The 19386-nt window shown below is 46.1% G+C and carries 20 protein-coding genes; 8 read left to right on the top strand and 12 right to left on the bottom strand.

All coding sequences use genetic code 11. The features are described from left to right. Nucleotides 1-45: 45 nt before the first annotated feature. The 3 genes from R7Q38_RS03790 to R7Q38_RS03780 all read right to left on the bottom strand — a co-directional run bounded on the left by R7Q38_RS03790 (nt 46) and on the right by R7Q38_RS03780 (nt 1910). Nucleotides 46-672 carry a hypothetical protein gene (locus R7Q38_RS03790; RefSeq protein ID WP_154203902.1) on the bottom strand — a complete coding sequence of 209 codons (627 nt, stop codon included), beginning with the start codon at nt 670-672 and terminating at the stop codon, nt 46-48. A gap of 326 nt (nt 673-998) precedes the next feature. After that, a complete protein-coding gene (locus R7Q38_RS03785) occupies nt 999-1319 on the bottom strand; it encodes a DOPA 4,5-dioxygenase family protein (protein ID WP_005375836.1) in 321 nt (106 codons plus the stop codon). A 396-nt stretch (nt 1320-1715) separates the two neighbouring features. Beyond that, nucleotides 1716-1910 (bottom strand): hypothetical protein, encoded by a 195-nt coding sequence (locus R7Q38_RS03780; protein ID WP_127891143.1) that lies wholly within the window; start codon nt 1908-1910, stop codon nt 1716-1718. Between the two features lie 65 nt (nt 1911-1975). Here R7Q38_RS03780 and pdhA point away from each other — a divergent pair, with 65 nt between their 5' ends. From pdhA to R7Q38_RS03765, 3 genes are read left to right on the top strand one after another with little or no spacing between them, the layout of a single operon-like run. Continuing rightward, nucleotides 1976-3070, top strand: a complete 1095-nt coding sequence (gene pdhA, locus R7Q38_RS03775; RefSeq protein WP_025998586.1) for a pyruvate dehydrogenase (acetyl-transferring) E1 component subunit alpha — start codon at nt 1976-1978, stop codon at nt 3068-3070. Next, the gene (locus R7Q38_RS03770; RefSeq protein WP_017634235.1) at nt 3063-4046 is read left to right on the top strand and encodes an alpha-ketoacid dehydrogenase subunit beta; all 984 of its coding nucleotides are present in this window, start codon (nt 3063-3065) and stop codon (nt 4044-4046) included. The genes pdhA and R7Q38_RS03770 overlap by 8 nt, the downstream gene beginning before the upstream one ends. Continuing rightward, nucleotides 4043-5191 carry a dihydrolipoamide acetyltransferase family protein gene (locus tag R7Q38_RS03765; RefSeq protein WP_005375831.1) on the top strand — a complete coding sequence of 383 codons (1149 nt, stop codon included), beginning with the start codon at nt 4043-4045 and terminating at the stop codon, nt 5189-5191. Before R7Q38_RS03770 ends, R7Q38_RS03765 begins: the two co-directional genes overlap by 4 nt. 67 nt (nt 5192-5258) lie before the next feature. On the opposite strand, the gene R7Q38_RS03760 is transcribed toward R7Q38_RS03765, so the two are convergent. Beyond that, nucleotides 5259-6224, bottom strand: a complete 966-nt coding sequence (locus tag R7Q38_RS03760; RefSeq protein ID WP_239939171.1) for an electron transfer flavoprotein subunit alpha/FixB family protein — start codon at nt 6222-6224, stop codon at nt 5259-5261. A 138-nt stretch (nt 6225-6362) separates the two neighbouring features. On the opposite strand from R7Q38_RS03760, the gene R7Q38_RS03755 reads away from it, so the two are divergent. Then, complete coding sequence (locus tag R7Q38_RS03755; RefSeq protein ID WP_318114076.1) at nt 6363-8024, top strand: electron transfer flavoprotein-ubiquinone oxidoreductase; 1662 nt, start codon at nt 6363-6365, stop codon at nt 8022-8024. 59 nt (nt 8025-8083) lie between these two features. Here the strand turns inward: R7Q38_RS03755 and R7Q38_RS03750 are convergent, their stop codons facing one another. After that, nucleotides 8084-8968: a LysR family transcriptional regulator gene (locus tag R7Q38_RS03750; protein ID WP_005388553.1), complete on the bottom strand. Its 885-nt coding sequence runs from the start codon at nt 8966-8968 to the stop codon at nt 8084-8086. A 117-nt stretch (nt 8969-9085) separates the two neighbouring features. Here R7Q38_RS03750 and R7Q38_RS03745 point away from each other — a divergent pair, with 117 nt between their 5' ends. Beyond that, nucleotides 9086-9757 carry a type 1 glutamine amidotransferase domain-containing protein gene (locus tag R7Q38_RS03745; protein ID WP_005388562.1) on the top strand — a complete coding sequence of 224 codons (672 nt, stop codon included), beginning with the start codon at nt 9086-9088 and terminating at the stop codon, nt 9755-9757. Nucleotides 9758-9841: 84 nt separating this feature from the next. On the opposite strand, the gene R7Q38_RS03740 is transcribed toward R7Q38_RS03745, so the two are convergent. Beyond that, nucleotides 9842-10489, bottom strand: a complete 648-nt coding sequence (locus R7Q38_RS03740) for a glutathione S-transferase family protein (RefSeq protein ID WP_239939173.1) — start codon at nt 10487-10489, stop codon at nt 9842-9844. A gap of 118 nt (nt 10490-10607) precedes the next feature. On the opposite strand from R7Q38_RS03740, the gene R7Q38_RS03735 reads away from it, so the two are divergent. Next, entirely contained in the window at nt 10608-11438 is an 831-nt protein-coding gene (locus R7Q38_RS03735; RefSeq protein WP_213911988.1) for a LysR family transcriptional regulator, read from the top strand. A gap of 9 nt (nt 11439-11447) precedes the next feature. Here R7Q38_RS03735 and R7Q38_RS03730 read toward each other — a convergent pair whose 3' ends face one another. The 5 genes from R7Q38_RS03730 to artP form a co-directional block, all read right to left on the bottom strand. After that, nucleotides 11448-12020, bottom strand: a complete 573-nt coding sequence (locus R7Q38_RS03730) for a protocatechuate 3,4-dioxygenase (protein ID WP_171345436.1) — start codon at nt 12018-12020, stop codon at nt 11448-11450. A 138-nt stretch (nt 12021-12158) separates the two neighbouring features. Continuing rightward, a complete protein-coding gene (artM, locus tag R7Q38_RS03725) occupies nt 12159-12827 on the bottom strand; it encodes an arginine ABC transporter permease ArtM (RefSeq protein ID WP_005388569.1) in 669 nt (222 codons plus the stop codon). Continuing rightward, nucleotides 12824-13513, bottom strand: coding sequence for an arginine ABC transporter permease ArtQ (gene artQ, locus R7Q38_RS03720; RefSeq protein ID WP_005388570.1), 690 nt, complete (start codon nt 13511-13513; stop codon nt 12824-12826). Before artQ ends, artM begins: the two co-directional genes overlap by 4 nt. A 1-nt stretch (nt 13514) precedes the next feature. Beyond that, complete coding sequence (locus R7Q38_RS03715; RefSeq protein WP_213911990.1) at nt 13515-14258, bottom strand: arginine ABC transporter substrate-binding protein; 744 nt, start codon at nt 14256-14258, stop codon at nt 13515-13517. A gap of 88 nt (nt 14259-14346) precedes the next feature. After that, complete coding sequence (gene artP / locus R7Q38_RS03710; protein WP_086013014.1) at nt 14347-15075, bottom strand: arginine ABC transporter ATP-binding protein ArtP; 729 nt, start codon at nt 15073-15075, stop codon at nt 14347-14349. 425 nt (nt 15076-15500) lie between these two features. Here artP and R7Q38_RS03705 point away from each other — a divergent pair, with 425 nt between their 5' ends. Both R7Q38_RS03705 and R7Q38_RS03700 read left to right on the top strand, forming a co-directional pair. Beyond that, nucleotides 15501-17735 (top strand): hypothetical protein, encoded by a 2235-nt coding sequence (locus R7Q38_RS03705; protein WP_239938544.1) that lies wholly within the window; start codon nt 15501-15503, stop codon nt 17733-17735. A 141-nt stretch (nt 17736-17876) separates the two neighbouring features. Continuing rightward, nucleotides 17877-18872: an ABC transporter substrate-binding protein gene (locus tag R7Q38_RS03700; RefSeq protein ID WP_005375798.1), complete on the top strand. Its 996-nt coding sequence runs from the start codon at nt 17877-17879 to the stop codon at nt 18870-18872. A gap of 82 nt (nt 18873-18954) precedes the next feature. Here the strand turns inward: R7Q38_RS03700 and R7Q38_RS03695 are convergent, their stop codons facing one another. Then, nucleotides 18955-19332 carry a nuclear transport factor 2 family protein gene (locus tag R7Q38_RS03695; RefSeq protein ID WP_031777276.1) on the bottom strand — a complete coding sequence of 126 codons (378 nt, stop codon included), beginning with the start codon at nt 19330-19332 and terminating at the stop codon, nt 18955-18957. Nucleotides 19333-19386 lie beyond the last annotated feature (54 nt).

Raw genomic sequence — 19386 nt, 5'->3', positions numbered from 1 at the left:
TAGTCTACAAGCCAAACTATTCCCGCTGAACAAACCATCTCGGGATTACTTAGGTACACTATTTTCTCTTTTTGCAGATGGCACAACAACCGCTACCAATAAAGCTAACAACAGGAACACGGGGCTAAGCATTAATCCATGCCAGATTGAATACCCATCATGGAACAGCCAGAATATACCAAGCGTCAGTAGGTACGAAAAGTAGCTGCAAAACACCAAGCTAATCGCGACAAAGCGCTTTTGATTAATAATAAGAATCCGCACTAGATACTGGCTAAGAATACCAGAGCAGCGCATGGCAAGTTGCCAATTAATGATAAAGAAAGCAAGCGCAATAAACCCAGCTACGACCAGTGCATCATGCGTGCTTAAAATGAAGTAGCTACCAAATCGGCTTATGATGACCGGATAATCGCCTTCGTATATCGTTGACCAAGATATTGCGTTCGCTGCTGCTACGTAATTGGCAAAATAAGCAATGGCGTAGAAAGTCGTTTGAGAACTGAACGGCTGAAATACATCCGTACAAAATCCTCGCCACTCTTCTTTGTTGGCGGTAGGCCCAACCCAGTCACGTTTTTTTTGAGCGGTACGCCCGGCAAACGCAGGCCCGTTGCGAAACAACAGCCAAAATATATAGAGTGCAAGTATAACCAAGAGTATTGAAAACATACCCTTCCCCCTCATAAATTATCGGCGCCACTGCCAATGGCGTTGGGGTCGTAAACTGCACTTCCCTGCTATACCTATTTGATTTATCAAATACTTATTATTTTATTACCACCAAAATTCATTTAATGGCATGCTAAACAGCGACATTTTCACGCTTTGTGCGTGAAGTTCGAAAGCCTACTTTTAGGTTTAGCACAAAAATAGCTACAGCAAAGCGTAAGAAAGGGATTCCGCATCCATCAATGAAGATGAGGCGTTAAGCAGAAGCTGCGACCGCAATGAGAAGAGAAGGATTCAAAGCGGCCATGCATGGACGAGAAGAGCAACTATTTCTCTAACTTTTCTTCAAATACACCAATCTCTCTGCCCAACCAAATCGCGCGTTCTGTGTGATCGAGCAACTCTTCTTCGCTTACTGGGTGAATAAGCACAGAAAAATCGCCTCGAATCGTATCAAGCCACGCCAAGAACTCTTCACTCAATGATTCTAGGTGAATTTCAAACATCGGCATCTTGTGTGGGCCAACTAACCTTCCAACTAATGGAAACACACGCAGCACATCTTGACGCTCTTGACGGATGATCTCGTTCAAGGCTTGCGCTTTATCTTGTTCTCTTAGGGGAAAATAAACATGAGCGTGGTACATAACTTCTCCATAATCACTTCCGCTTGAGCACCACCTACTTTGGATAAGCTCAAGGACTGCCGAGGGTATACATTTGTAATGCCGTCACCCTACCTTGATTCCACTCAGTTGGGAAGAAGTTATGCATTCTCATAAGGTCGAGGCTTCGAGCACAACAAAAATTTGCAATTCATCATATAGCAACTGTTTGAGTTGATTCATTAATAATGACTCACTTTGTCAAATTTTACAGCCAAATTTTGTTGCAAATATGTTTCATTAACCAGTAATTAAATTCGAGTTTAAAAATACCACCAACAAAATATCAGCATATTACTCTGCAAAATCAGGGTGTAAGCAAAACTTTACTACTGATCGAAAGTCAAAATGAAGCATAATTTAACAATTTGTTTACACTTATTGTATCTGGCTATACCACGATTTAGTTAGAGGGTTAGATACAGAAAAGCCTTTCTCTGTATCTTGCGGTGAAATAGTCGCAGCGATGTTATCGACAAATAGTTTAAGGGACGAACAGATGCCTACCGCTATCGAAAGCACACGCAACCTTAGGTATGGCCTTTGCGCTGATATCAGAGTTTGAGTACCCATACAAACTCTGGTTTTGTATGAACAGCTGCAGTCCAAAAGACCCGCAGCGTCAAAAGGAGCTTGAGATGAACGTTCAGGCATTACCCATGCATCGGTTTATCGACCATCGTGGGGACCTCGTCGGCCAACTACCCAACTGGGCTGACACTGAAACATTGGTCGGGTTTTACCGAGACATGGTATTAACTCGCACTTACGACAACAAAGCAGTTGCCTTGCAACGCACCGGTAAGCTAGGGACCTATCCCTCACACTTAGGCGCGGAAGCCATAGGCATTGCGGTCGGCAGAGCACTTAAAGCCGATGATGTGTTTGTCCCTTACTACCGCGATATGCCTGCGATGTGGTGTCGTGGCATTGGCATGGAAAAGAACCTTCAATACTGGGGTGGCGATGAGCGCGGGAGTGATTTTGCTCCTGAGGGCAGTCCGGTTCCTAGCCGAGACCTTCCCTACTGTGTACCCATAGCGACGCAATGTACGCATGCTGTCGGGGTGGCTTCCGCGCTAAAAATTCAAGGTAACCATGAAGCTGCGCTAGTCATGTGCGGCGATGGTGGTACATCCAAAGGGGACTTTCTTGAGTCAATAAACTGCGCAGGTACTTGGAATATTCCACTTGTTTTCGTCGTAAACAATAACCAGTGGGCAATTTCAGTGCCGCGTAGTCTCCAATGTGCCGCCGATTTCTTATCAGAAAAAGCGCAAGGTGCAGGTATACCGGGTATTACTGTCGATGGTAACGATGTCGTCGCCGTTTATGATGCAACTAAAACCGCCCTTGAGAGAGCAAGAAAAGGGAAAGGAGCAACACTCATCGAAGCGGTGAGTTACCGACTGAGTGACCACACTACGGCCGATGATGCGACTCGTTATCGTAAAGAAGATGATGTTCAAACTGCATGGCAATACGAACCTATCGCACGTCTTAAAACGTACCTCCTTAATCAAGGCGCTTGGAGCGACGAACAAGAACAGCAATGGCTAGATTACTGTAAAGAGCAAGTAGAGTTAGCTGTTGAACGCTATCTGAGCTTACCGCCACAAGCACCAGAAACCGGTTTCGATTATTTGTATGAATCGCTACCTCAAGAGCTTCATGCACAAAGAGATGAACTCATCAACAAGGCAATGAGAATGCAGGGAGGCAGACATGGCTGAGCTAACGTTGGTTGAAGCAGTAAACCTTGCCCTGCACCACGAAATGCAACAAGACCCCAATGTTGTCGTATTAGGTGAAGACGTGGGCGATAATGGTGGTGTATTTCGTGCCACTGTTGGACTCAAGCAAGAGTTTGGTCTTAAACGAGTCATCGATACGCCCCTCGCTGAAGCCTTAATCGGCGGGGTTGCGGTCGGTATGGCAACGCAAGGATTACGACCTGTCGCCGAATTTCAGTTTCAAGGTTTCGTTTTTCCTGCGATGGAGCACTTAATGTGCCACGCGGCTCGAATGCGTAACAGAACTCGCGGTCGGCTCACTTGTCCCGCGGTTTTTCGTGCGCCATTTGGCGGCGGTATCCACGCTCCGGAACACCACTCAGAAAGCGTGGAAGCGCTATTTGCTCACACTGCTGGATTTAAAGTGGTGATTCCTTCTTCTCCACAACGCGCATACGGCTTACTTCTCGCTGCAATTAGAAGCAATGATCCCGTCATGTTCTTCGAACCGAAGCGCATATATCGCACCGTTAAATCTGAAGTCGTTGATAACGGCGAAGCACTCCCACTCGACACCTGCTTCACCTTGCGTAAGGGGCGAGATATCACGCTCGTTACTTGGGGCGCATGTGTCGTAGAGTCACTTCAGGCCGCGCAAACCTTGTCTAGTCAGGGGATTGAAGTCGAGGTGATTGATTTGGCGAGTATTAAGCCAATTGATACCGCGACGATTTTCAGCTCACTAGAAAAAACTGGACGTTTACTCGTTGTTCATGAAGCGAGTAAAACTTGTGGTGTGGGCTCTGAGCTATTAGCTCGAACCGCTGAACATGCCATGTGCTTACTTAAAGCCCCACCTAAACGAGTAACTGGAATGGACACCATTATGCCTTATTACCGTAACGAAGATTATTTCATGGTTCAGGAAGAAGACATTGTGACCGCGGCACGCGAACTCGTGGAGGATTGGAAATGAAGACGTTTAATTTACCCGATCTCGGCGAAGGCCTCGCTGAATCAGAAATTGTCAAATGGCACGTTAATGTCGGTGACATGGTTAAATTAGATCAAGTGATCTTAACTGTCGAGACAGCAAAAGCAACGGTAGACGTCCCTGCCCCCTACTCTGGCCGTGTGGTCAGCCGTCATGGTGAGGAAGGTGAAATCGTCAATATTGGTGCATTACTGCTAGAGATTGATGAAACAGGTGCCGGGAGAGAAGTAACGGCAGAGAAAAAAGCCACTGCTGACGCCGCAACCGTCGTCGGCAGCGTTTCTCACCAAGCGCATCATGTAAACGTTGATGATTTCTGGATAGGTGGCAACCACAACACGACAGAAAGTAACCTCGTTACCGCCCTGCCTTCGGCTCGCTTGTTGGCACAAAAACTTGGGGTAGATCTTAACCTCGTGTCAGGTAGTGGCCCGAACGGACTTATCGTTGATGCCGATATTTACGACGAAGCCGGAAAACAGCGTCCAGGCACCGAAGTTTTGAAAGGCGCTCGACGTACCATGGTGTCGTCTATGACCGAATCGCACGAACATGTTGCAGCCGTAACCATTACGGAAGAAGCGTTGTTGGAAGATTGGCTGCCAAACGAAGATATCAGTATCCGCCTTGTTCAAGCGATTGTTCATGCGTGTCAAGAAGAGCCTGCTTTAAACGCTTGGTTTGATGCCGAAACCATGACACGCTGTGTACACACAACGGTCAATGTAGGAATTGCAGTAGATAGCCGTCATGGATTGTACGTGCCAGTCTTGCGCCACGCAGATGAATACGAGCCACAAGATGTTCGTCGTTGGCTCGATCAAACCGTTGAAGGGATCAGAGAGAGAAAAATCGGTCGTGAGCAATTGCAGCACGCGACGATTACGCTTTCCAACTTCGGCGCGATTGCCGGTATTTACGCAACACCTGTCGTCACACCACCACAAGTCGCTATTGTCGGCGCGGGCCGAATACTCGACCGAGTAGTAATAAGAAACGGTCAAGCAATTTCGGTGAAAGCAATGCCGCTATCCGTAACGTTTGATCATCGCGCTTGTACTGGTGGTGAAGCTGCAAGGTTTACGAAAGTACTTGCAGAGCACCTGCAACGTCCGAGCGAAAAGTAACTTATAAAAATCAAATGATAAAGGCTTCCAATTTGGAAGCCTTTTGTTTTAGGGAACAAGACTATATCTACAGCTTCTCTAACAGCTCAGGCATTACCACAAACAAATCGCCGACCAATCCATAATCTGCAATGTCAAAAATAGGCGCATCAGGATCGCTATTAATTGCAACAATCACCTTGGAATCTTTCATTCCCGCCAAATGCTGGATCGCGCCAGAAATTCCGACGGCAATGTATAACTCCGGTGCAACAATTTTGCCGGTTTGCCCGACTTGATGGTCATTAGACACATAGCCCGCATCGACCGCCGCTCGTGACGCCCCTACCGCTCCACCTAGCTTGTCAGCCAATTGTTCTACTAAAACAAACTTCTCTTTACTCCCGAATGCACGACCACCCGACACTACTACTCTAGCCGCTAGCAATTCTGGTCGCTCACTTTCTGGCGTTTGTTGCGAAACAAACTCACTAAGTTTATTGATAATCACCGTGTCGACTTGAGTAAGCTTAGGGACAACTGGCGTGTCAGATAGCTCTGCGGCATCAAAAGCCGTACTTCTTATGGTCATCACTTTATAGGGATCATTCGACGTGACTCTCGCCAATGCATTTCCAGCATAAATTGGACGAATCACCGTATCGATAGACTCGATTGTCATCACGTCAGAAAGTTGACCAACATTAAGCAACGCCGCCACACGAGGCATCACATTCTTACCAAATGTACTGGCAGGAGAAAGAATGTGTGAGTAGTTTTTGGCTACTTGTGAGATCAAAGGTGCGATATTTTCCGCTAATCCATGTTCATATCCCTTCGCATCAACCCAGATAATTTCTGCAACACCCTGAACGCAATTCAACTCATCCAAAACTGATTGGCACTGATATCCAATAAGCAACACAGAAACAGGAAGCGATTTATCATCATCCTTAATCTCAAATGCCGCTTTAATTGCACACAGCGTCCCTACAGCCAACGATTGGTTGTCATGCTCTGCGAGCACAAGTGTTGCTAATGGTCGGTCTTCCATGGTCATGCCTCATATAACACGTCAGATCCATTACTTGAGCTTAGTCCACTTCACGTTAACGTCAACTGAGCTATAGTTTTCTGTATAGAAACCAAAAACCTGTCACGCAGATGACGATAATAGAAAGGAAGCATAAAGATGGAACGAGAATGCATGGAGTTTGATGTCGTGATCGTGGGGGCCGGACCTGCAGGCTTAAGCGCCGCTTGTCGGCTAGCTCAACTCAGCCAAGACAGTGAAGGTGACGCACTTTCAATTTGCGTTGTAGAAAAAGGCTCAGAAGTGGGCGCACATATTTTATCTGGCGCTGTTTTTGAAACTAGTGCCTTAGATGAGCTTTTCCCCGACTGGAAAGAAATGGAGGCCCCGCTAGCAGCCTCGGTTCAACGAGATAATTTCCTTTATCTTACTACTGAACAAAACCATATTCGCGTTCCCCACTTCCTTACACCGCGTCCAATGATAAATGGCGAGAATAATTACGTAATTAGCCTTGCCAACCTTTGCCGTTGGCTCGCTAACCAAGCAGAAAATCTTGGGGTGGAAGTTTTTCCGGGCTTTGCCGCTGCAAGCATCAATTATGATCAGACTGGCGCCGTGACAGGCATTAACACGAGCGATATGGGACTAGATAAGAACGGCCAGGCCAAACCTAACTTTGAACCAGGTATCGAGCTAAGGGCAAAATACACCCTTTTTGCTGAAGGTTGTCGCGGACATCTGGGTAAAGAACTTATTCAAAGGTTCGACCTAGACGCAGGAAAGCAACCACAGCACTACGCGCTTGGCCTAAAAGAGATATGGGAGTTACCCACTGACAGCAAGGATGTATCTGGCAGTGTTATCCACTCCGCTGGCTGGCCCTTGAGTGAAACAAATACCACAGGCGGCGGTTTTCTCTATCACATGGAGAACAACCAAATCGCCGTCGGGCTTATTGTCGACTTGAATTACAGCAATCCTTACTTGAGTCCGTTTGACGAATTTCAACGCTTTAAGCACCATCCGGCTATTGAACCACATTTGAAAGGTGCTCAACGCATCGCTTACGGCGCAAGAGCCATTGCGAAAGGTGGACTTTCCTCTCTGCCGAGACAGCAATTCCCTGGCGGTTTATTGATTGGTTGTGATGCGGGGACTTTGAACGTTGCTAAAATTAAAGGCAGCCACACAGCAATGAAATCCGGAATCATTGCAGCAGAAGCGGTACATACGGCCCGACAAACTGGAGCTTCTGAGCCAGACTACCAGTCGTTGTTTGAATCATCATGGTTGTATGACGAACTCGCTGAAACGCGTAACTTTGGTGCGAACATTCATAAGTTTGGCAGCATACTGGGCGGTGCTCTTTCGACTTTTGAACACAACCTGTGGCAACCACTGGTTAAAAAGCCGTTACCTTGGTCTATCAAGGACTATTCGCACGATCATGAGCAGTTAAAACCTAAACAAGAGTGCCACCCAATTGCATACCCAAAACCAGATGGTGAAATCAGTTTTGATAAGCCTTCGTCGGTATTTTTGTCGGGAACACAGCACGAAGAGAATCAACCTTGTCACCTTGTTCTGACTTACCCTCACATTCCAATTGATGTGAATTTAGGTATGTATAACGAGCCGAGCCAGCGCTATTGCCCAGCAGGGGTTTACGAAGTGGTGGAAGTGAACAATAAGTTGAAGTTTCAGATAAATGCCGCCAACTGCGTGCATTGCAAAACCTGTGACATCAAAGATCCTTCACAAAACATCACATGGAAAGCACCAGAAGGCGGCGGTGGACCGAGCTATCAAAACATGTAGATACGTTAGTATGTTGACGATCTAACAAATGGATAGACAAACCGATTGGCAGAGCCTCATTACTCCTGCCAATCGGCAAAATGATCAAGTAGAAAATCGATAGCCAATCGCGCTCGTAGTGGCAGAAAGTGACGATTCTGATAAACAATCCAGCTGCTGTTGCCGCTTCCCCAATACGGCTCTAGTATTGGCACCAAACGACCAGACGAAATAGCATCGTTGAAACTACTCTTCGGTAAGTACGCCACACCTAATCCTTCTGCACAGGCTTGCAAGACCGTGTGTGCGTTATTGCTCTTCCATCTGCCCTGCACTTTTACGCCATCTAAAGGCTTGCCGTCTTTTTCAAACAACCAAACGTCCTTATTGGCAATAATGCAGCTATGACGCTTGAGTTGCTCTGGGTGCGTTGGTAAACCATGTTCATCGAGATAACGCTGACTGGCTGCCGCTGCCATGGGACGATCCACCAGCTTTCTCGCAACCAAGCCTGAATCACTCAACCTTCCGTAACGAATAGCGAAATCGAAGCCATCTTCAATAAAGTTGACCATGCTGGTGTTGAAGTTGATTTCTACCGTGAGATTAGGATGTTGCTTGGCAAACGCCATCAAGGCAGGCGCTACATGGTTCTCAGAAAACGCACCAGCGGCGCTCACGCGTAACGTACCACTCAGTTGAGTTTGCTGCGTGGTGAGCTGTTCATTGGCTTGCTGAAGCCCAATCACCAACTCTTTACACTGCTGATAATACGCTTGCCCTGCTTCCGTTAGACTCACCATTCTTGTCGAACGTGCTAACAAGGCGACACCTAATCGCTCTTCTAACCTTGTGACTTGACGACTGACATGACTGGTACTGCAACCTAACTGTTTTGCCGCTGCAGAAAAACCTAAGCTCTCAGCAACCGTAACAAACTCATTGATACCTTCAAAACTGTCCATACTTACCTTTGCTATATAGCAATAATGTTTTGCCAATTAATCGTATTATCACTTATTTGTTTAGCAATTAGTATGAAGGTGTTCAACAAATACACGTAAGCCAAAAAGGAAACCATCATGAAGAAAGTACTCATCATTGTGACGAACCATGCGACCCTAGGTGAAACTGACCAAGCAAACGGAACTTACGCGCCAGAGCTCACTCATGCCCTTAGCGAACTGCTGGGTGCAGGCTTCGATTACGACATTGCCTCTATCAAAGGCGGGCAAGCACCACTGTACGGAACCGACATCGAAGGCGACGCAGTCAACGAGAAAATCTTAGCGGATGATGATTTCCAGAACCGCATCAACAACACGATTCCAGTGTCACAAATCAACGGTGACAACTATGATGCGATCTTCTATCCGGGTGGTTTTGGTCTTCTTTCAGACCTAGCGAGCAACGAAGATTTTGCCAAGATTTCTGCAAAACACTATGAAGATGGCGGTATTGTTGCAGCAGTTTGTCATGGTCCGGGCGCTCTTCTTCCTATCACGCTTAGCAATGGCGAAAAGCTACTTGCGTCTAAATCAGTAACAGGTTTCACTCGCGAAGAAGAGATCGACTTCGGCACCATCAACGATATCCCATTCCTATTGGAAGAATCTCTTGCACGCAGCGCAGCGCGCTACTCTAAAGTGCAACCATGGCAAGAGTTTGTAATTGTGGATGATCGTGTCATCACAGGTCAAAACCCAACGAGCGCACACGGCGTAGGCAGAGCGATTGTTGAACACCTAGCTTAAACGCGCCGGAAACTACAACTATCCTAGAAGAGGAAAGCGTGCTTTGTCATGCTTTCCCTTGCTACAGGCGATCGCAAGATGCGCTTATACTTCTTCCCCTGCCTCGTCCTCTTCTACGATATCCGTTTCTTGGCTCGCTTCTTCCAACCATTGCTGTAAAGATTCACTTGCTAGTACCTTTTGTTGGTAAGCTTTGGCACCTTCCGATAACTCGATGCCATAAGTTTGGAAGCGCAATGCCACAGGTGCATACATAGCATCTGCAATAGACCATTCTCCAAATAACCAACCATTCGGATGCAGCTTGGCTTGCTCTGCCCAAATAGCGTCAATGCGTGCAATATCTTTACGTGCACCTTCAGTTAAATCGACTTTTCTGCGCGCGCGGATATTCATTGGGAGTTCGCTTCTTAAGTTAAAGAAACCCGAGTGCATTTCTGACGCAATAGCGCGTGCTTTAGCTCGTTCTGCGGAGTTGCTTGGCCATGCTTTGCCTTGTAAGTATTGCTCGTTAACGTATTCCAAAATCGCTAATGAATCCCACACGGTTGCGTCACCATCCACCAAGGTAGGTACTTTCGCCGTTGGTGTAATACCTTCCAAGGTCTTATAAAAATCTTCCGTGAATAATTTGAGCTTGGTGACTTTCACATCCAGTTTGAATTGAGAAAAGATCAGCCATGCGCGAAGTGACCAGCTTGAGTAGTTTTGATTAGCAATAAACAGTTTCATGACGCCTCCATGCGGTTTGTGTTTTGAGTACCCATTCACAATATCTGATTGTATTTAAGGGGACTAACGGATAGTTTTGATGGAACACTTCAACAAAAACGATGGATGAGTTTTAGATATGGATATCGATGCGTTACGCAGCTTTCTGGCTTTTGTCGAAACGGGCAGTTTCACTCGTGCAGCCAAGCAGATCAATCGCACCCAATCCGCGTTCAGTGCGCAAATGCGTAAGCTAGAAGACGAACTCAGCGTCAGTTTGTTTGAAAAAGAAGGTCGCAACCTAGTATTGAGTGAAGCGGGACTGGCACTGCGCTCTCACGCCGAACTATTGGTTAACTTGCACAATCAAGCACTGAAACAAGTGAAACGTTATGAAAATAAGCGTCCTCTTCGCTTAGGTTGCCCAGAAGATTACAACGACAATATCTTGCCTAAAGTCATCCGCGTATTACAGCAATCTGAGCCCACATGTTCGATTCAGGTCTTTAGTGAGCCGAGCATCACCTTGAGAGAAAAACTTGATGAAGGAAAGCTAGACGCCGCTATTGTGACAAGAGCACCGGACAGTGAGGAAGGTTACTGGCTAGCAAGCGACAAAGGCGTGTGGATTGCTCATCCTGATTTTGACATTGAGAACGCCCAACCTCTCCCTCTCGCCCTATTCCAAACCGACTGTAAATACCATGCGGCAGCAGTAGACGGATTAACCAAACGTGGCACTCCTTATCAACTACTGGCATGTTGCAATACGGCTTCTGCACAACGAGCAATTGTACGTTCAGGCATGGCTATCGGTGCGATGGGCAGTATTAGCGTTAGCGAGGATCTTAAGATCTTAGACGATATGCCATCACTGCCTTCCGTGGATATAGTGCTGGTCACGGGTGTTGAGCCTCATCCAATACTGGACAAAGAATGCTTGGCGCAATTGGTTGAGTTGATGGCTTAACCGGATTCGCTAGCCAATCACAAAGTTAAATTGGCCAGTTAATCGCCCGTCGGTTCGTATGGTTTCAAACTGTAGATAATCTCGGGCTTTGCCACCCCACCATTCATCACCAGTATTGCCTTTTAAGTACAACTGAGTGGTCAGAAGCTCTTGGTTATCCCGCCACAACTTAACGTGAATGTGCGGTGGACGAGAGGCATAAGGCACGGGGTACAAAGTCTGGAATAAGTAGCGACCATCCGATTGAGTTTCTACCGCGCCAAAACCTGCAAAGTGAGTATCAAACTTATCATTATTTGGCTGCTTAGGGTGATCGTAAATCCCCTGCCCATCGCATTGCCAGATTTCTACTTTGATGCCTGAAACTGGGTTTCCCGATGTATCTACGACTTTACCTTGCAACACGATAGCTTCACCGACCAAACCTTCTGATTGCAGAATCAAGTTTTGACGAAGAGGAATGTCCACTACTGGATAAAATGGCCCTTCAGTTTGTGCTGGCGTTGGCCGCATTGGTGTTTTCGCTTTTAATGAGGGTGCGAACAACAATGTCCAAAGCGCTAAAAAGTGTCTTCTTTCCATGGTGCCACCAATACAATTGCGTTGAATTAAGTTTGGGGGAACTTGAGGAATTTGCCATGACGAATATAAAAAATGCCCCTGCAAGAGAGCCATTCGCAGAGGCACTGTGGAACTAAATGATGAGTGTTGATTGAAGGATTATGCGGCTTCGAACGCCAATGCTTTCTTCTCTACCTGACGGAAAATGAGAGTTAGCACACCATTTACCGTTAAATAAAATGCGCCTGCAATACCAAATACCGTCAACGTATCGTAGGTTTGTGCATTAATGCGCTGCGCGTAACCCATCAGATCCATGATCGTAATCGTGCTTGCTAGTGACGTGCCTTTGAAGACCAAAATCACTTCGTTCGAGTAAGCCGGAACAGCACGACGAATGGCGTATGGCAGCAGCACTTTCAGCGTTGCGGTTTTGTTCATGCCTAATGCACGACACGCTTGCCATTGACCGGAAGGAATCGCGTTGAATGCCCCTTTGAACAACTGAGTACTGTACGCCGCGGTATTCAACGCTAGCGCTAACATCGCACAGAACCAAGGTTGGCTTAACCATGTCCAGAATACACTTTCTCTTACTGCGTCAAACTGACCAGGACCGTAGTACACCAAAAAGATCTGTACCAACAAAGGCGTACCAGTGAACAAGGTGATGATGCCACGACTTACCCAATGCAAACCCGGAGTACGCAGGATCAGAGTCAGCGTCATCATCAGAGCTAAGAGACAGCCCACAACCAAGGAAGCGGCGGTCAATTGGAGGCTAGTGCCTAAGCCATCCAGCATTTGCCAAACGTGTTGTTCGTTCATGCGGTCGCCTCCTGTCCCATGCTCATACCTTGAATTGAGAATTTCTTATCAATCAGTTTTACGGCACGTTGCGTAATCAAAGTAATGCCTAAGTAAATCGCCGCAGCGGTTGCGTACCATGTAAACGCTTCATGCGTCGCTGCAGATGTTAGCTGCGCTTGTTTCAACAAATCCGTTACGCCAATCAGTGATACAAGCGCGGTGTCTTTCAGCAGAACCAACCATTGGTTAGTTAAACCTGGTAGTGCGTGTCTTACTGCTTGTGGTAAAACAATGCGAACGAAAGCGTGTGCTTGACTGATGCCGAGTGCACTTGCTGCTTCTCTCTGCCCTCTTCCAACGGCTTTTAATGCGCCACGTAGAGTTTGAGAAGCGTAGGAAGCGAAGATCAATGACAACGCCACCACGCCAGACAAGAACGGGCTAACTTCAATAAAGTCGCCGGTGATTAAAAACAGAACCTGCGTCGAACCAAAATAGATGAACAACACGACAAGGATTTCTGGCAAGCCACGTACAATCGTCACAAACGCCGTCATTGGCCATTTAACGAAAACGCGGCGAGACATTTCACCACTGGCGAATACCACTGCCAGAATCAAACCGACTAAGAGGCTTGTGAAGGCTAGCTGGACAGTCATCCAACTAGCTTGAACAAGCGATAAAGAGTAACCCGTTAGTGCCATATTACTTACCGAAGTATTTGTTGTAGATTACGTCGTATTCGCCGTTTGCTTTCACTGTTTTCAGTGCTGTGTTCAGCTTGTTCACTAGCTCGTCGTTACCTTTATTTACTGCGATACCGAAACCGTTACCGAAGTATTTAGGGTTAGTGACGTGCTCACCCACGTAAGCTAGGTTGCCTTCTTTCTTGAACCATTCTGCTACGACTGCTGTGTCACCGAATACAGAATCAATACGGCCATTTTTCATATCGATGAACGCGTCTTGGTAGCTTGAGTAAGGAACCGCGGTTACGCCCGGCATTTGCTCAATCAGGTAGCTTTGGTGTGTTGAACCGTTTTGAACACCAACACGCTTACCTTCTAGTGCTTTTTGATCAGCCACTTTTTCTTTGATAGAAACAAACGCTGCTGAGTTGTCATAGTATGCATTCGTGAAATTCACTTGCTCCAAACGCGCCTCAGTAATGTCCATTGCAGAGATTGCCGCATCGTAGCGCTTGAATTTTAATGCTGGGATCAGGCTGTCAAAAGATTGGTTGTGGAAGGTGCATTTTGCTTCGATTTCTTTACATAGTGCATTCGCCAGATCCACATCAAAACCTTGGATTTGGTTGTTTTCATCCATGTATTCGAACGGTGCGTACGTCGCTTCCATCGCGAATTTGATCTCTTCTTGTGCTGCTGCGTTTGCTGCCATAGTTGCAGAAGAAAGGCCGATTAGTGAAGCTAGTAGAATCTTTTTCATTGCAATACTCCGTGTGTACTTAGTGGGCTGACACTCGCAATGACAGCCGAGCTTATCTGTTAAATAGACTGAACTTTAAAAACGTAATTTAGTGATTTAAGTAGTCAGCAAACTGGGCGGTTTGCGGGTTAGAAAACGAATCATTTGTGCCGTGCTCAACGATGTGTCCTTTTTCTAAATACAGTACGTGACTAGCGATTTTCTTGGCGAAATCCACTTCGTGCGTCACAACTACTTGTGTAATTCCGGTTTCGCTTAAATTTTTAATAATCTTAACGACTTGGTTAGTAATTTCCGGATCAAGCGCAGCGGTCGGTTCATCAAAAAGCAAGACTTCCGGTTTCATCATCAATGCACGAGCAATCGCCACACGTTGTTGCTGACCACCAGAAAGTTGCATCGGCCATGCATCCGCTTTGTCTGCCAAATGCAGCGTCGCAAGAATTTGCATTGCCTGCTTCTTCGCTTCTTCTTTATCCATGCCAGCGACTTTTACCGGAGCCTCAATCAGGTTCTCCATCACTGTCATGTGTGGCCATAGGTTGTACTGCTGGAACACCATGCCTACTTTACGACGAAGTGCTAAACCTTGTTTCTCTTTGATTTCAGTAGAGAAATCAAAAACATCATTTGCGATGTTTAGCTTGCCGTTATCCGCACCTTCAAGAAGGTTAAGAACACGTAGTAGAGAGCTCTTCCCTGCACCACTTGGACCAAGTAACACCAGTGTTTCGCCGCTTTCACACTTAAAGCTGACATCGTGAAGCACTTGTGTCTCACCGTAGGATTTATTGATTCCGCTTACCTGAATAGTCATGCTGACATACCGCATTAATTGTCACTTGGCATTTATATTACTCAAAAGGATTTTTTATGCAATAAAAATGTATAAAAATTAATTTTGTTAAATTTTTGTATGATAAGCAATCAATACAACAGAGAATATGACTGGTTTAATCAGTTGGTTTTAACTGAAATTGTTGATGAAAATCCAACAATATGATGGCAATCGAAACAAGGTTAAAATTCTGGTTACTTTTGTGCTTGTGTAGACGGAATTTTGAGTCTTTGAACGTACTACACCCGACGCAGACCTTCTCATTTTTGCCGGGCTTCCCCCCTCGATTTCCGGTAAAGCCTTCTATCGGCGGGTTCCTGATTAGGACTTTGTGAATGGACTATAATTTCTCTTTGTATTCTGGCCCTTAATTCGAGTCATCTAAGTATGAGTGAGATAACCCCATGTTGAAGTCGCATTGTTTTTCTCTCATTGCACTTGCTTCTCTGAGCTTGCTTTCTGTACCCAACGTTTGGAGTAGAACAGCAATCGTATTACCTGGGTTGCATGAACAGGGTATTGATCTTCAAGATAAGCCTATCTCTGCTGCCGCTGCACTTGAATGGGAGTTGGATAATGCCGATATCGTGTTTGGAGCTTACGAAAATAAGAGTGATAACGAGCGTGTAAAAGCGCTTGGTTACATGTACAACCAAAAGCTGGAACTTAACTCAGGTTGGCTGGAAAACGATATACGTAACCAAGCAGAACTGAATGGAGTTGACTACGAAGATTTCTTTCTCCACTTTTCTGAAGACACTATCCTAGCTGAAGTCGACTCAAGCCATGGCGAGAATACTCTACTCAATCGAAAACCGATGATCGTTGGCTATACCGCCAGCGCTGACCACGCCGGTTTTTGGCTATATCAACCACCGCCATGGGATGCTGATGTGTTCGGTCAGGCGAATAATGGTGGTGCCCTCTATGTTTATCACTCAGAGAAGTTCGACCGCTTAACCTTTACGTTTTCTCAGTTTGCTCAAGGCGGCAGCTTCACGATTGAATACCCTTCTGCTATCGACTCGTTTGGTCGGGTAACTGAATGGAAAAGCTTCGCGATTAAAAAAGACAAAACTGAGAACATGACTAAAAACCAAACAGTAAGCTGGTCAGTTCCTTTGGATTGGGTTCGCGCTACAACGCATGATGGTAGCGGAAAAACTTATGGTGGCGGTCAGTACTTTGGCTCCACCTTTTTACGCGACGGCGGCCGCCTTTACGTTGCGAAAATTACTTGGCATGACGACAACATAGAAAACCGCCCACGTCTCGAAAACATTCAACTCAAAGATAGCTTCCCTGCCGTCAATATCTCAGGAGCACCAACGGAGACACCTGAAGGTCAAACCATTCAACGCTGGCGTAAAATTCGTGGCTTCGACAAATCTGCAGATCGAAACCAAGACAATTATCTTTCTTGGAATGAATACAAAAACCGTTCGAATAAGAATGCAACGGCACGATTTCGTTGGGAGTCACGGGTTATTCCATTTGGTCGTATGTGGAATCAAACCTCTTCATGGGCATTGACCAATCTCGGTAATCCCGTTTTTACCAATACAATGCGCCACTATTACCAAGCTGAATGGGCGAAACAAGGTTTAAATGGTGCGTACAACGACGATACGAATAAGTTACTCGGTGCAAATCAGTTCTACATATATTCCGGAGGCACAGTGGATGAGCTTGGTTTGGTGGCGGGTAGCCAAGCTGCTGACGATGCGTACAAAGCGCAATTCTCGGCGTTCTTGAATAAACTGGCAACGCTGGATGAAGATGCGTTAATTGGCCTCAACATAGGTACGGCAAACTTATTCGGTCGTAATGGGCAAAACCACTTGGTTAACGCTGGCTCCTTGAACTTGCGCGAGCACTACCTTTTCCCTTCTACCGGCTTTAGTGGCTATGCTGGGTTAGCTAAGTTTTGGGATAACGCTGCACTCGCCAAAGCTGGCCAGAAAGTGATTTATCAAGCGACCACGCGTTATGGTCGAGTTCAATACTTTGGTAACACAGAAAACAATTGGAAACAGGACCAATACTCTGCACTAGCGGTGTTCTACTTAAACTATCACCCTGAGCGCAGTTACTTTAATCAGTGGAACAATGGCTACTTATATGGAAGTAATAACACAACAAGTGACAACTTCTGGAAGGCAGGCGTACCAAAGAATATTGCTTATCAACCTAGCACCTTGCTTGCCGTTGATTTGGGAGAGCCTGCCAATCAAATACCAGAGGGGTATCAGGCGACTCCGGTAATGATGTCCACCAGCACGCCCTATTCCGCCGATTACACGGTGATTGGAGATGCTTCTATGAGCAAAGTGGCTCATCCTGACTTGCCTAATGGCGCTATCGATTTGTTACCAACCCATACGTACTTTGCGTATCACTCAGACGATACGGTAGTGATGCATGGCCCTACAGAGATGGTGTTAGCCCGCGAATTCACCAAAGGCCGAGTTCTGTATCGAACTGATTTCTTTGGCAAGAATATCGATTATTTCTCCTCACCGAAGATAACTATCGCACTTCCAGAGCCTATGCGACCTGTAGATCAAGACGGTAACATCGGCGACTATGTTTCTCATATTGAGATTGGCGGCTACGAAGGAGTGTTCTTGCTGTATTAACTCCCTTTCAACACGCCTCACCAAACGCTTCATAAATCACCGTTTTTATGCTTAACGTCACTGAAAAAAACTTGTTCACTGAATCTTTATAAACCGATGTATATACTGAAGTAAATGACAACGACAAGGAAATTCAGTCACATGAAGACGACACCTTCAATGCTCTCTGTTCTGCTGCTATCAGCATTATCTACTCATGCAAATGCAGACGAATGCGGAAAAATAACCATCGCAGACATGAATTGGAATTCGGCCAGCTTAATGGCGCACATCGACCAATTTGTCTTAAATGAAGGCTACCAGTGCGATGCGGAATTGATCCCTGGTGATAGCGTTCCTACAGGCACCTCTATGATTGAAAAGGGGCAACCTGACGTTGCGCCAGAGTTATGGACAAACGGCATTAAAGAAGCACTTGATAAAGGGATTGCGGATAAACGCTTGCGCATCGCTAGTGAATCGCTTGTCAATGGTGGTGAAGAAGGTTTTTGGGTTCCCGCCTATCTGGTAAAACAGTATCCAGAACTCGCGACGATAGAAGGCGTCATCAAGCACGCCAAACTATTTGAACACCCAGAGGATGATGACAAGTTCGCGTTTTATAGCTGCCCTGCTGGTTGGACATGCCAAATCACCTCCGGTCACTTGTTTAATGCATTAGGGTTAAGTGAGCACGGCTTTGAGATGGTTGACCCAGGATCTGGCGCAGCATTAGCTGGCACCATCGCCAAAGCCTATGATCGCAAAATGCCTTGGTTTGGTTACTACTGGTCACCGACCCCCGTATTGGGCAAGTATGATATGGTCAAAGTGGATTTTGGTAGCGGAACAGATTTAGAAGAGTATCGTAACTGTACCACTCAGCCTGATTGCGCTTCACCAAAAGTAACAATGTACCCACCTTCTCCAGTTCGCACAGTAACAACGGAGGCGTTTGCGAGCAAAGAACCCCAAGCATTCGCGTACTTGCAGAAACGCGGATTTACCAACGAGCAAATGAGTGAAATGCTGGCCTGGATGGAAGATAACTACGCGGACGGTGAAGAAGCGATGTTTTACTTCTTTAATACCTACCCTGACTTGTGGAAAGGCTGGGTATCTGAAGACGTCGCGGTGAGAATCGAAAAAGCGCTTTGATGATTAATACTTCGAGTGCCACAAATCATTTAACCTTCCATACCGTTTGAATAAACGGCATGGGAGACTAATCAACGACTCGTTAATACATGGTGTGACCATTCAATGTTTCTTTAGGAATCTCTTGCAGAGCGTCCCAATGTTCAACGATCTTCCCATTGTGATCAAAACGAAAGAAATCCATCGTCACGTATTCAATATCATTAGGCCATGTTTGGTGAGTGTGTAGTGCTACCAAGTTCCCTTCAGCAATGGCTCGCACAAACGTAATATCTTTATCGGGATACTCGTTTTGCATCCGCTCAAAATACTCGATAAAAGCCTCGGGGCCATTTCCAACTAATGGATTGTGCTGGATGTACTCATCACCTACGTAGTCTTCAACTGCCTTTCTTGGGTTACCTCTATAGGCGGTTTCGTAAAACGCAATGGCATTTCTTTTATTCTCTTGCAGATCCATTTTTCTTACCTGTGTTGCTCCATCTTGCGGATAACGGTAATCATAGTCTTTGAA

Origin of the sequence: Vibrio sp. Vb0598 (assembly GCF_033338935.1) — a bacterium.
Lineage (GTDB): Bacteria > Pseudomonadota > Gammaproteobacteria > Enterobacterales > Vibrionaceae > Vibrio > Vibrio alginolyticus.
The sequence above is the reverse complement of the archived record's forward strand: the minus strand, read 5'-3'. Positions and strand labels throughout refer to the sequence as shown.